Origin of the sequence: Amycolatopsis sp. lyj-84, from assembly GCF_046549075.1 — a bacterium.
In the GTDB taxonomy this organism is placed as follows: Bacteria; Actinomycetota; Actinomycetes; order Mycobacteriales; family Pseudonocardiaceae; genus Amycolatopsis.
Window position 1 is genome coordinate 706408 of the sequence record NZ_JAJPWO010000002.1, and the last position, 12106, is coordinate 718513.

The window sequence follows — 12106 nt, forward strand, 5'->3', positions numbered from 1 at the left end:
CTCAGGTGACACAAGAGACAAGACCAGACTGTCAGCAGGGGATCCGCGTCCGAACTCCTGCTGCGCCTTCGGCTGCCGAACATAAGCTCGCGACGGGAGGCTCGACCACCTCCAGCGATACCCGCACCTAACCAAAGATTTAGGCACCAGCTGAAGCTATCGCAGCAAGCGAACTCAAGAACTACCCTCGCCATTCTAAAGCACGGTATGATGACATCTACGCGTTCCTACGCTAAGGGATCAAAGCTATACGCCAGTGGTGATGCAGCAAGAAATCACCGCAAGAATCTCCCTCAGGCAGCTACTCCCATCCCACATCCCGTGCGCAGCCACTAACCACCATCAATGATGCGGTCTCCCCTTATCGAGGTTTGAGACCTAGTTCTGCCTTCCGCATGTTGACAGTATGACCTATTAGACCGGCTATATCTGAGGGGAGATCATGCTCCCAGTATCTCACCACAACCCAACCCAGGTCATTCAAGTGCTTTGTGGTGTCGTTGTCTCGCACTCGGTTCGCTTCGATTTTTTCTCTCCACCAACGAGAATTACTTTTGGGCGAGGTTCCATGATCTGGGCAACCGTGCCAAAAACAACCGTCCAGGAAGACCGCGACCCGAAGACTCGGAAAACAAACATCAATCGTCCGCCGCGGCCGACCTGGGACTGGGATCTGAAGACGGTACCGGTAGCCAGAGGAATGAAGATGTCGGCGGACTTCGAGCTCAAGCGCCGTATCACGCTGAGGCTGCCTGCTCAGGCGGGCAGTGGCAGTAGGCGAACTAGAAGCTGGATTCTTCGTCTCCCGTCGCACTCCAATCCCACCTTCCCGAGCTTAAATTTTCGCGAATGTCGCGTCGTACCCCGTCGCCATACGGGTGATCATGTCGGCATAGTGGAAAGTGTCTCCAGGTTGCGGAGCGGGCGGGTCGTCGACCACATCTACGGTGGTTCCATTGTTATGCAACCGCACCACTGTCACACCGACACCGTCAAATCCCACTTCAGACGAGGCTGACCGCCGAGGGATTTCGGCAACTTTGGCCAGTACGCGCTGCGTCACCCTTGGCTGATCGTGTGTCGTCACCTCGACGGTACCGGCTGTCAGAGAATGATGGTTACGTCCAGGAGAAATGAAATCCGACGCCATGTTGACATGCACGTATCCGATTGCGAGTGCCTGCTTCGACGCTCCGTGAATGCACAGGTGTGATGAATTCAGTTCGTCATAGAGCCGCGGCAGCGCCTTTGTGTGCTCAGTCATGCAAGCCTTGGCCTCGACAGCGATTAGCACGGAGCTGACTGGCGCAATGTACAGCGCCGGCAAGGCCGCAAGCGCTGCATTCTCCTCGTCTGTGAGTTCGATACCAAATTGATGAGCGAGACTTGCGAACGTCTTTTCCTTCGACGACGGCGGTCCCGCAGGGCGGGCGACGACGAGGTCGAGTTTCTTTTTCCTGCCGGTCGCGTAGTCCGTCATGGCATGGTTAACGCCCAGCACGACCTTCTTCGCCTCGACGTGACTGCGCAGTAGCGAGGAGGTCATCAGCAAGTCGAGCGCGACACCCCAACACCCGACCTTCGAGTGTCGATCCGACTGAGGGTGATACTGCCATCGGTTTCCGTACTTATCTTGCTTTTCGGCTGGCTCGGTGAGGAAGCGAGCGAGAATATTAGGACCGTGCATAATGCACCGACCTTAGCCCACGATGCGACATCCGGCGAGGAAGTTGCTCAAACTGCGATCGACTTGAGAAGTGGGCTGGTCCGCTCGACGTATTCCGCCATATCCTCACGGAACCCTGCATGACGCCCCAGATTGCTTGTCTGCAAGCGACTCCAGAACCCGCTGGCAGCGCGATGCGACAGTGGAGTACAGCGCGCGGGATCGACCACATCCAGTAGGTGCCGATAAGGATCCTGTCGCGGGAATTCACTCAGCTCGACCTTCCATGCTCGATCATCTTCGCCCCAAGCCGCTGTTGGCCAGGCACCTTCTCGCGTCCACGGGGTCGACTCGACATTGAATTCCCCTGGGCTCGCCAGCCTGCTGGCGACCCATTTAGATACGCCGACTGTGACCGCGTTTCCAACCAGCTTCCAGCGAGGACCGTTCCGCTTACCATCGGACGCCGCAGAAGTCCAACCACGACTGAACCCCTGCAGTTCTTCACTGTCCTCAACAGTCGGCACAACAAATGTCGCCCCACTGTCCGCTTTCGGCAGCCAAATGGCTGGTGGAGATGGAATCCCGAGGCTTGAGCCGCCCTTCAGAGTAGGAACCGCGTCACGCGCCCAGCCCACGCCTGTCCTGCCCTCGGTCCAGTAGAACCCAAACGCGTCGTCAGCGAGCTGAGATTCATTCAGCATGTCGCCTTCGTCCGCGAAGAGGACCGAGCGCGGATCGTTGACACACGAAGCCAACAGGACCACTCGCCGCCGACGTTGAGGAACACCAGTAAAGCGCGAATCAACTACGCGGTAAGCCCACCTGTAACCGAGTTGGCCCAGCTCATGGACGAGGTAGGCCATCGCCTTCCCACGATCCAGAGCAAGCATGTTGGGCACGTTCTCGATCATCAACCAAGGCAGCTTGCGTCGACGTCGTTTCGCCAGACGAAGGATCTCGAAGACGTGCGCAACAAGGCCTGACTGCTCACCCTTGATGCCCGCCGTCCGCCCGGCCTGCGACAGGTCAGTGCACGGGAACCCTGCTGCCAAGAGATCTAGGCGACCAGGAAGATCCTTCAACGTCTTCACGTCGGAGTGAAGATCAACATCACTGAACTGGGCGGCAAGCACCTTCTTGGCAGGCTCCCAATTCTCGCACAGCAACGCTGTGTCCAGTCTGTCGCCGAACACCTGACGAAAGCCTAATTCAATGCCTCCGATGCCGGCGAAAAGACCTGCGACCTTGAAGGCGCTAGGCACATCGACTCCTCTCGTGCAAGATCGCCAAAGCCTACCCGGGAGGTCCGACAAACTCGAGACCTCCCGCCGTTGAATGCGCAGCCACCCCGGTGGCGCTCCTCACCTGACGCCGGATCAATGACAACGACCGGCAGCACCCGCGGGGTTGGAAGATGTGCCTTGCCCCGTACTGTTGTCCGTGTCCTTGGCCTCATATCTGGGGTTGCAACGGGCATGGGTTGCACGAGGCGACACCGTCAGCAGGTCAGGGCCACCTTGCAGCATGGTCACCCTGGTTGCCGAACTGGATACGCGGGTTCAATTCCCGTCATCCGCTCCCAGAAGGTCCCGGCACGCTCGGTTGGGGACCCCTCCCCACTGCCCCCACCTACCTTCTGCACCGTGCGGAGAAAATCGAGCGACAGCACCGCGGCGGCCTTGCTGCCCCTTCTGGCGGGGTCGCTGATACTCCCACTCCTGATGGTCGGCGTGATCTTCCTCCTCGTCGGCCTGAACGCGGGCAGTGGCCCGGGGCCGTACACCGTCGTTTTCGCCAAGGCGGGCGACGAATGCGAGACGATCGGGCAGTACCTCGACGCGTCCTCGGGCGAGCCGCTGAGATGCATCGGTCCTGGAGGGTTCCGGACGTCCTCGATCGACTTCCCCGGGTTCTCTCGTGAGCAGAACGACGAGGTACGCCGCTGGCTGACGACGTTGCTGGAGGACGGCGATCTGAGCGTCTTCGACCAGCGTGCGATCCAGGGCAGGGTCGAGGGGATCGCGGCTGAATTGCCGCCCGGAACACGGGTCGAGCGGAAGTCCGGCACGACGGAGATCTGGATCGGCGCGGGCTTGACGGGCGCCGGACTGCTCTTGGGCTCCGGCTTCGCCTGGCGGTGGTTTCAGAACCGCCGGAACGGTTTTTAGCCGCAGAGCGGCAAACTGTCCAGGTTGTTCCGCAAGGTCGCGTCGGCCGCGGACTTCAGCGTGCCGACACCGCAGGTGCATGCCCATTTCCGTACATAGGCTTTGCGGCCGTCGGCGTCGGTGAAGTACCGATCGCCGTTGTCCATCGACGTGTAGACGTCGTCGACCCGCAACACATCGCCGCCGCGGCCGACGGCCAGGATGTGGCCACCGGCGGTGCAACCGGTCTGGACGGTGCAGACGATCTCGTACTCGGCCATCCGAACTCCTCGGGTCGCAGAAGAAAGTCGGGCGAGGCGGAGTGGTTGTTACGGGTAGCGTGCGGGACATGGAAATCCGGGGGTTCACCGACGACGACTGGGGCCAGGTGTGGCCGATCGTGCGCGAGGTCGTGCGCGCCGCGGACACGTACACCTACGACCCGGATCTCACCGAGGAAGACGCTCGCAAGACCTGGGTCGAGACGCCGCCGGGCCGGACGGTGGTCGCGGTCGAGGGCGGCAGGGTGCTCGGCACGGCCAAGATGAGTCCGAACCGCGCCGGGCCCGGATCGCATGTGTCGACGGCCAGTTTCATGGTCGACAAGGACGTTCGCGGCAAGGGGATCGGCGGTGCGCTGTGCGCGGACGCCCTGGCCTGGGCCAGGGAACAGGGTTTCGCGGGGATGCAGTTCAACTCGGTCGCCGAGTCGAACGCGGCCGGCATCCGGGTCTACGAGCGGCTCGGGTTCGAGATCATCGGAACGGTGCCGGGCGCGTTCGAGCACCCGACGCTGGGGCGCATCGGGCTGCACGTCATGTACTGCGACTTCGGCGTCTAGCCTTCGACGAGTTCCCATGGGGCGTCGGCGCTCGGACGGTCGTAGACCTGGCCGGGCGCGGCGCTCAGGACCAGGGCGACGTCCGGGTAGAGCGTGACGGCGTGCTCCATCTCCAGGGCTTCGACCTCGAAATCTTCGTCCTCCGGCACCTGGAAGCCGACGAGCAGCCAGCTGCCGTCGGCCTCGCGCACGACCTGGCGTACGGCGCGGACCGGGGCGGCGGGGTCGGTGGAGATCTCGGCGAGTTCGGTGCTCACCTGGACTTCTTCCAGCGGCGAGCCCGGGTGCGTCCACGCGGCGAGGCGGGCGGCTCGCACGAGGAGGTCTTCGTCGTCGTCATCCGAGTCGGCGACCGAGCTCAGCAGCCACGCGCGCCGTTCCGGGTCCCAGTCGGCGGCCATGCCGGTGGGGAGGGCGGCCAGGGCGGCGATTTCGGGGATGAGGTCGACCGCGTCCTTCAGGGGCAGCGCGCCGAAAGCGTCGCGGTTGAGTTCCATGTCCTCGGAGAACTCGTTGCCGTCGCTGATGAACCAGTCACCGTCGTCGTCGAGTACGACGAACGCGAGGTTCGACGGGTCCTCCACCAGCGACCGGGAGATGATGACCGGCGACTCCGGATCTTGACGCATCGGCCAGTTCTCGCTCGACATGCTGGGCTCCCAACGGGGTTGTCCGGCTGTGGGGCACCATCCCACCATCTCCGGGGTTCCCGCCGCGCACCGGCTCAGCGAAGTACCGGCGGTACCCCTCGGCCAGGGCTTCGAATCCGCACGCCTCGCAGTCTTCTCGCTTGGCGAGGTCGATCACCAGATGGCGAGACCTCGTTCGACGGGCAACGGCGGATCATTCGCTGAGGTCGTACTCGTCGACGTCCAGCGCGGCGGCGGCTTCGGTGAGGAACGCGAGCACGGCCGGCGAGAGGTGCCAGCCGAATTCCTCGTCACCGTCCCGGTGATGGAAGTAGCGCACCACCTGCAGCACCGCGCTCACCCCCTCGTCCACCAGCTTCCGGATGCCCGGGCGGACCGGCGCGAGCCTGCCGATCACGCTCTCTATCTGGTCGTCGACCGGTCCCGAACCGCGATGCGTCACCTTCCAGGTGTGCATCCGCGGTAACCGGTGTTCCGCGGACCGCGAACCCAGTACCAGGGCCTCGTCGGGCGCCATGCCGAGCCGCGCGGTGATCTCCCCGGCGGACACGGTTTCGCTCTTCAAGGCGAAGTAGCAGTACTGGTGGACCTTCATACGCCCGGCACCCTAGCTTTCGGGCAGGCTGACCAGGTGAAACGTGATCAATCGCTTATCGAACGCCTGGCGCGGGAGCGCAACGTCTGGTTGTGCACCCTCCGACGGGACGGTTCGCCGCACGTCACGCCGGTGTGGTTCGTGTATCTCGACGGCGTCTTCTGGATCGGCAGCGGCGAGCGGAACGTGAAGGTGCGCAACGTCGACAACGACCCGCGCGTCAGCCTCGCCCTCGAAGACGGCGACGCCCCCGCGGTCGCCGAAGGCCTGGCGCGCGTCCATCGAGGGGATCTCCGCGAAGACGTTCTCGAGGCGCTCGCGGCGAAGTACGACGGTTGGGCGGCGGGGAGGGAGATCGAGCCGTTCGGCGCCAGAGTGCTCATAGAAGTCCCCGTAAAGCGGTGGCTGCTCGAGGGGGTCGCCCAATAGTCTGGAAAGTCCGATACCGATGGGGATGGACGATGCTGACCGGTGAACTGATCCGTCTGCGACCGCTGGAGCCCGAGGACGCGGACACGCTGTGGCGCTGGAACAACGACCCGGAGGTCATGCGCTGGATGATGGCGGACCATCCTGAATCGCTCGCCCAGATCCGCGAGCGCTTCGCCAAACGGAAGCCCAACAGCTACGAGCAGGCGGACTTCGCGATCGAGAGCCTCGCCGTCGGCACGCTGATCGGCACCGCCTCCCTGCGGGACGCCACTCCGGAACAGGGCCGCGCCGAACTCGACATCTACCTCGGCGAGAAGGATCACTGGGGTGGCGGCTACGGCACCGACGCCATGCGCACGCTCTGCCGCTACGGCTTCGAGATGATGCGGCTGCACATGATCGCGCTGTGGGTCGTCGTCGACAACGAGGCCGCGATCCACATCTACAAGAAGCTCGGGTTCCAGGTGGACGGCAGGCATCGGCAGTCGTTCCGCGGCCAGAACGGCCAGTGGCACGACGAGTACCTGATGAGCCTGCTCGAAGGGGAACTCCGCTAGTCGTCCAGACCTTTCGTGAGCCTGGCGGGTGCCTTCATCCGCCAGGCCTCCTCGATGAGCTCACGCAATTGCGCCGTCTCGACCTTCTCGAGGTCGACGAGGATCGCGCCATAGCCGTCGTAATGCGGTGTGGTGAAGTACGCGGGGTCTCCGGAGGCCAGCAGGGCCTCCTTCTCCGCGTGCTCGCACAGCAGCATCAGCCCGCCCTCGGCCTCGGTGCGCAGCCGGGCAAAGTTCTTGCCCGCGACCTTGAGCGACGGCGTGCGATACGACGTCGACTCCTCGACCTCCGGCAGCCTGCCGGCCAGGTCCACGACTTCTTCCCAGGTCGTCATGGCGGACATTGTGCCCTGGGTCACTGACAAAACCACCCCCGAACGTCCGCATCGGACGCAATGAAGGGGACTTTCCTTGCAGAATTTGCCATGAAAGTCCCCTTCATTGCACGCGCGGAGGGGTTACGGCAGGGCGATGATCCGGTCCGCGGGCGGCGGAGCGATGCCCGGGTGCGCCGCGAAGTACGCGATCAGCGCGTCCAGATCCACCGGACCACCGGACAGATTGGTCCCCTGCGTGAACTCGGTGAAGCCGTCCCCGCCGGCGGCGAGGAAGTTGTTCACCGAAACGCGGTACGACGCCGCCGGGTCGATCGGCGTGCCGTCGAGCGTCAGGTTCGAGATGCGAGAACCCTGGGCGGCCGACGCCGAGAACGAGTACTTCAGCGACTTCGAGATCTGCAGGGTCCGCACGATCCCGTTCGCCTGCCACTGCTGCTCGAGCACGTTCTTCAGGTTCGCCCCGGTGAGCGTGATCGTCTGCATGATGTTCGCGAACGGCTGCACGGCGAACGCCTCGCCGTAGGTCACCACGCCGTCGCCTTCACCGGCGGGCGAGGACGCGTAGGTGAAGTCCGTGCGGATACCGCCCGGGTTCGTCATGGCGATCTGCGCGCCGTTCGACAGCGTGGCCTCGAGCTGGGCATCGGCGATGACATCGCCCAGCGGGGACTCGCCGGAGGCCGCGCCCTTGGCGACCAGGTCCGCGGTGATGGTGCCGACGGCCTTGTTCGCGATCGGCGCGGCCTTGACCTTGGCCTCGTCGATCAGCTTCTGCACGTCGGCGTCCGGCGTGACGTCGCGGGTGACGATCTCGTTGTGCGCCTTGGTCTCGCCGCGCACGACGTCGCGGGTGCGGCGGTCGATCTTCAGGTCCACGACGGACAGGAGACGCCCGAACGACGCGCCCTGGATCACCGGGCGCGGGTTGCCTGCGGGGTCGTTGATCACGCAGTTGTACTGCTGGTGGCTGTGCCCGGTGAAGATCGCGTCCACTTTGGACGAGACCTTCTGCGCGATCGCGGTCGCGGCACCCGGCTTGACCTTGCACTCGTCGGGTCCGGCGGTCTCGGAGTTGTCACCCTGGTGCAGCAGCACGACCTGCGCCTTGACGCCGAAGAGGTCGAGCAGCTTGGCGGTGCGGTCGATCGCCTGGACCTCTTCGCCGAACTTGAGACCCTTGATCGCCTCCGGGGTGACGACCTGCGGCAGGTCCTTCAGCGTCGCGCCGATGACACCGATCGGGACGCCGCCGGAGAACTCGATGCTGAACGGCAGCAACGCCGGGAAGCCGTTCTCGTAGTACACGTTGGACCCGAGGAACGGGAAGTTCGCACCCTTGAAGGACTTCCTGAACTGGCAGCCGTCGGTCGGGTGGCAGCCGCCGTTCTGGATCCGGCGGAGCTCCTTGAGGCCCTCGTCGAATTCGTGGTTCCCCACCACGGACGCCTCGACACCGAGCAGGTTCAGCAGCTCGACGGTCGGCTCGTCGTGGAACAACGCCGAGATCACCGGCGACGCGCCGATGCTGTCACCGGCCGAAAGCACGACGGAGTTGCGCGCTTCGCCGCGAAGGCGCTTCAGGTGCGTCGCGAGGTAGGCGGCGCCGCCCGCGTTGACCGTCGCGCCACCGGGCAGCGTGACGCGGCCGCTGGAGCCGGACGGCGGTTCGAGGTTGCCGTGCAGATCGTTGAACGTGACGATCCGGACGTCGGTGGTGGCCGGCGCGGCGGACGCGGGCGCGGCGACGGTGGCCAGCGCGGTCAGCGCGGCACCGGTGATGACGGCCAGCCTGGTGGAAAGCTTCATTATGGGGCGCACGGCGGAGGAGTTTGCCTGGCGAACCTGACCTTCACCAGAGGAAAAAGCAGGACGATAAGCAAACGTCACATGTCACGTGAACCGTTCAGGAGCACCCGTGCCACCAGCTCGGGTTCGTCGTTCATCGGCACGTGCCCGCAGCCCGGAAGGACCAGCAGTTCCGCCTTCGGCGCGATCCGGCGCAGCTCGGCGGCCTTCGGGCGGGCGAGGATGCGGTCGTGCCGCGCCCACGCGATGGTCACCGGGACGTCCTCGACGACGCCCGCGAACCGAAAGCCGCCGCGGGCCTGTTCCAGCGTCGGCCGGAAGCCGGGGCAGCCCGCGAGCGCGCGGATGTCCTCCATGACGACCTGCGTGGTGAGCCGGTCCGGACGGCCGACGATCATCCCGGTCAGCACCGACCGGCCCGCCGGTGTCGCGGCGAGGCGCCGCGCGGTGTGCTCGGGGATCCGCTCGGCGAGCAGGCGGTGGGTGCGCAGCATGCTCAGCGCGTACCGCTGCTGCCGCGGCGTCCACAGCCCTGCCGGGGACAACGCCGTCACACTGCGGACGAGACCTGCTTCCCCGAGCGCGAGCGAGAGCAGCCCGCCGAGCGAGTTGCCCGCGACGTGCGGTTTGCCTAGGCCCAGTTCGCGGAAGAACTTCCCGAACATCTCGACAGCGGCTTCGACGCCGTAACCGCCGGAGTGCGGTGCCGATTCGCCGAAGCCGGGCAGGTCGACGGTGATGACGTCGCGGTGCGGGGTGAGCAGGCCGAGCACGGGCGACCAGGCCTGGCGCCGGTGGCCGACCCCGTGGATCAGCACCAGCGGCTCGCCCTTGCCCGCGCGGTCGAAGACGACGTTGTCCATCCCGCGAGGTTAGACTATTTACTGCTACCGGCGGTAACAGGTAAAAAAAGACGCTCACGCCTCCGGGTGACGTCGTTCGGCATCGGCTCCAGTTCCCCCGTCGCGATGAACCCGAGTTTCAGATACAGCCGCCGCGCCCGGTCGTTGTCCTCCGCGACGTGCAGCCACACCTCCCGGGCGCCGTCGTCCTCGGCGGCCGACCGCACCTCACCCATCAGCTTCGAGCCCAGCCCTTGGCCGCGGGCGTCGGGCGCGACCCACATCGAGTAGAGGATCCAGCCGTCTTCGCGTGCCCGCCCGGCGACCAGGCCGACCGGACGGCCGCCGTCGAAAGCGGCGAACCAGGCGTCTCCGGCCAGCCTCGCGAGCCACTCTTCGTCGGGCTGGGCCCGTTCGGCAGCGGCGATCGAGCCGTAGTTCTCGGGGGTGTCCGTCAGGGCACGCAGGCGGATCTCACGGAAGACGTCGAGGTCTTCGGAGGTCAGCCGTCGAACGAGCAACATCCGGGCAGAATCCCACGTCCACCGTCGCCCTGGGGAATGAATATCGCCGATCGGCCAAGATCAAGGTCGGCCACTTGGCCGATCCGGCCCCGGCCGCCGCGGCCCTTCGACCGAAGTGTCGGGACCCCCGAGATCCATAACGTCACTGTCATGACGAACGCACAGGTCACCGCCCTGCAGTACGGCTTGATCGGCTTCTTCGCGCTCTGGGCGACGGTGCTGATCCCGCAGCTGATCGTCCTGCACTCGCGCGGCCGGGTGCGCCTTCGTCCCGTCCTGACCATGGCCGCCGTGCTGCTCTACGCCACGATGACCCTGGCGGTGACCTTCCTGCCGCTGCCCGGGCCCGGCGTCAAACGACCGAGCCAGACCGTGCAGCTGCATCCGTTCCAGTGGATCACCGACATCCACACCGAACTACTCAAGCACGGGCTGCCGATGGCCGACTGGTTCACCACCCAGACCTTCCAGCAGGCCACCATGAACGTGCTGCTGTTCGTCCCGCTCGGGTTCTTCGCCAGGACGCTGTGGAAGCGCGGCCTGATCGGCACGACGCTGATCGGTCTCGCCGCTTCGCTGCTGATCGAGATCACGCAGCTGACCGCGAACTTCGGCACCGCGCCCCACGTCTACCGGATCTTCGACGTCGACGACCTGCTCAACAACACGGGTGGCGCGATGCTCGGCTGGATCGCCGGAGCCCTGCTGCTCAGCCTCGTGCGGAAGCCTGTTCCTTCAACGGTCGAGCTTCAGCCCGACGTACTTGCTACCGCCGAGGGCTCATTGACGCAGCCGGTGCGCAGCGAGCGGATCGACCTCGCCCAGGTTCGCTAGTCTCGCCTGCCGTCGCTGGGCCGCGCGCCGCGCGGCCCGCCGGTCTTCCGCGACCACCAGCACGGTGGCCACCACGAAGATCAACGCGACCAGGCCGAGGATGAGCGAAAGCTGCAAAACTCCTCCTCGAAGACGACCTTGTGTGCGAGATCACAAACAGTACGCATGTCGTGCTGAGTTGGCCACCCCTTGCGACGAAAGTGGGTGTCGCGGATCACGCCGGGATGGCCGAGAACCAAGTCCGGTCGTCGGCGCACCAGCGTTCGAAAGCCAGCCCGGCCCCGGCCAGGGCGGCGTGCAGCGCCGACAGACCCAGCCGTCGGCAGGTGAACGGCTGGTTCCACCAGTGCTCCCCGGCCGAGTACCGGACGACAGCCGAGAGCAGGTCGCCGTCGCGGACGACCTCGTCGAGCCGGACATCGACCTCCCCGAGGCGCCCGCCCCTGCCGTCCCGGACCGAGTCGAACCACTCCGGCGGATGCCATTCGACCAGCACTCGCCCGCCGGGTGCGACATGCGCGCGAGCGGTGGTCAAGAAGGCCTCGCGGTCGGCGTCCGCGGCGGTGTTGACCAGATGACTGCCCAGCAGGACCACGTCGAAGACCCGGCCGAGCCGCAGATCCTCGATCTTCGAGCAGACCGACTCGGTGCGGACGTGGGCGAGCATCTCCGGCGATTCGTCCACCGCGACCACCGGATGCCCCAGTTCCAGTAGTGCGTGCGTGACCCGCCCGACACCGCTGCCGAGCTCCAGGATCGAAGCGCCCTCCGGGACCGCCGCGTGCACGATCCCGGGCTCGTCGCCGGGCGGCAACAGCCGGTACACCTCGACAGGACAGCCATCGGCCGTGAACGCCCCCTGATCCATACC

General features: G+C 65.3%; 17 protein-coding genes. 5 read left to right on the forward strand and 12 right to left on the reverse strand.

The annotated features are described in order from the left end of the window. Positions 1–361: 361 nt before the first annotated feature. The 3 genes from ACLJRM_RS08375 to ACLJRM_RS08385 all read right to left on the reverse strand — a co-directional run bounded on the left by ACLJRM_RS08375 (position 362) and on the right by ACLJRM_RS08385 (position 2931). Positions 362–814, reverse strand: a complete 453-nt coding sequence (locus tag ACLJRM_RS08375) for a very short patch repair endonuclease (protein ID WP_410662696.1) — start codon at positions 812–814, stop codon at positions 362–364. Between the two features lie 21 nt (positions 815–835). Then, complete coding sequence (locus tag ACLJRM_RS08380) at positions 836–1552, reverse strand: hypothetical protein (protein WP_410662697.1); 717 nt, start codon at positions 1550–1552, stop codon at positions 836–838. Positions 1553–1734: 182 nt separating this feature from the next. Continuing rightward, positions 1735–2931: a DNA cytosine methyltransferase gene (locus tag ACLJRM_RS08385; RefSeq protein ID WP_410662698.1), complete on the reverse strand. Its 1197-nt coding sequence runs from the start codon at positions 2929–2931 to the stop codon at positions 1735–1737. A gap of 381 nt (positions 2932–3312) precedes the next feature. Here ACLJRM_RS08385 and ACLJRM_RS08390 point away from each other — a divergent pair, with 381 nt between their 5' ends. Next, positions 3313–3837: a hypothetical protein gene (locus ACLJRM_RS08390; protein WP_410662699.1), complete on the forward strand. Its 525-nt coding sequence runs from the start codon at positions 3313–3315 to the stop codon at positions 3835–3837. On the opposite strand, the gene ACLJRM_RS08395 is transcribed toward ACLJRM_RS08390, so the two are convergent. Next, positions 3834–4097 carry a DUF3892 domain-containing protein gene (locus ACLJRM_RS08395; RefSeq protein WP_101611411.1) on the reverse strand — a complete coding sequence of 88 codons (264 nt, stop codon included), beginning with the start codon at positions 4095–4097 and terminating at the stop codon, positions 3834–3836. The two genes, ACLJRM_RS08390 and ACLJRM_RS08395, sit on opposite strands and share 4 nt — an antisense overlap. A gap of 68 nt (positions 4098–4165) precedes the next feature. Here ACLJRM_RS08395 and ACLJRM_RS08400 point away from each other — a divergent pair, with 68 nt between their 5' ends. Continuing rightward, positions 4166–4657, forward strand: coding sequence for a GNAT family N-acetyltransferase (locus ACLJRM_RS08400; RefSeq protein ID WP_101611412.1), 492 nt, complete (start codon positions 4166–4168; stop codon positions 4655–4657). Here the strand turns inward: ACLJRM_RS08400 and ACLJRM_RS08405 are convergent. Together ACLJRM_RS08405 and ACLJRM_RS08410 are read right to left on the reverse strand one after the other, a co-directional pair. Next, a complete protein-coding gene (locus tag ACLJRM_RS08405) occupies positions 4654–5307 on the reverse strand; it encodes a hypothetical protein (RefSeq protein ID WP_101611413.1) in 654 nt (217 codons plus the stop codon). The two genes, ACLJRM_RS08400 and ACLJRM_RS08405, sit on opposite strands and share 4 nt — an antisense overlap. A gap of 193 nt (positions 5308–5500) precedes the next feature. Continuing rightward, positions 5501–5902, reverse strand: a complete 402-nt coding sequence (locus ACLJRM_RS08410) for a DUF4279 domain-containing protein (protein WP_101611414.1) — start codon at positions 5900–5902, stop codon at positions 5501–5503. A 36-nt stretch (positions 5903–5938) separates the two neighbouring features. Between ACLJRM_RS08410 and ACLJRM_RS08415 the strand changes: the two genes are divergently transcribed. Together ACLJRM_RS08415 and ACLJRM_RS08420 are read left to right on the forward strand one after the other, a co-directional pair. Next, on the forward strand, positions 5939–6331 hold the full coding sequence (locus ACLJRM_RS08415) for a pyridoxamine 5'-phosphate oxidase family protein (RefSeq protein WP_410662700.1): 393 nt from the start codon (positions 5939–5941) through the stop codon (positions 6329–6331). 32 nt (positions 6332–6363) lie between these two features. After that, complete coding sequence (locus tag ACLJRM_RS08420) at positions 6364–6891, forward strand: GNAT family N-acetyltransferase (RefSeq protein WP_101611416.1); 528 nt, start codon at positions 6364–6366, stop codon at positions 6889–6891. Here ACLJRM_RS08420 and ACLJRM_RS08425 read toward each other — a convergent pair. The 4 genes from ACLJRM_RS08425 to ACLJRM_RS08440 all read right to left on the reverse strand — a co-directional run bounded on the left by ACLJRM_RS08425 (position 6888) and on the right by ACLJRM_RS08440 (position 10401). Further along, positions 6888–7226 carry an MmcQ/YjbR family DNA-binding protein gene (locus ACLJRM_RS08425; RefSeq protein WP_101613609.1) on the reverse strand — a complete coding sequence of 113 codons (339 nt, stop codon included), beginning with the start codon at positions 7224–7226 and terminating at the stop codon, positions 6888–6890. The two genes, ACLJRM_RS08420 and ACLJRM_RS08425, sit on opposite strands and share 4 nt — an antisense overlap. A 123-nt stretch (positions 7227–7349) precedes the next feature. After that, a complete protein-coding gene (locus ACLJRM_RS08430; RefSeq protein WP_410662852.1) occupies positions 7350–9035 on the reverse strand; it encodes a bifunctional metallophosphatase/5'-nucleotidase in 1686 nt (561 codons plus the stop codon). A gap of 77 nt (positions 9036–9112) precedes the next feature. Then, positions 9113–9898, reverse strand: a complete 786-nt coding sequence (locus tag ACLJRM_RS08435) for an alpha/beta fold hydrolase (protein ID WP_101611418.1) — start codon at positions 9896–9898, stop codon at positions 9113–9115. A 14-nt stretch (positions 9899–9912) separates the two neighbouring features. After that, positions 9913–10401, reverse strand: a complete 489-nt coding sequence (locus ACLJRM_RS08440; RefSeq protein WP_101611419.1) for a GNAT family N-acetyltransferase — start codon at positions 10399–10401, stop codon at positions 9913–9915. Positions 10402–10551: 150 nt separating this feature from the next. On the opposite strand from ACLJRM_RS08440, the gene ACLJRM_RS08445 reads away from it, so the two are divergent. Then, positions 10552–11235, forward strand: a complete 684-nt coding sequence (locus tag ACLJRM_RS08445; protein WP_101611420.1) for a VanZ family protein — start codon at positions 10552–10554, stop codon at positions 11233–11235. On the opposite strand, the gene ACLJRM_RS08450 is transcribed toward ACLJRM_RS08445, so the two are convergent. Further along, on the reverse strand, positions 11182–11352 hold the full coding sequence (locus tag ACLJRM_RS08450; protein WP_168214447.1) for a hypothetical protein: 171 nt from the start codon (positions 11350–11352) through the stop codon (positions 11182–11184). The genes ACLJRM_RS08445 and ACLJRM_RS08450 overlap by 54 nt on opposite strands. 97 nt (positions 11353–11449) lie before the next feature. Further along, positions 11450–12103, reverse strand: coding sequence for a class I SAM-dependent methyltransferase (locus tag ACLJRM_RS08455; RefSeq protein ID WP_410662701.1), 654 nt, complete (start codon positions 12101–12103; stop codon positions 11450–11452). Positions 12104–12106: the final 3 nt, after the last annotated feature.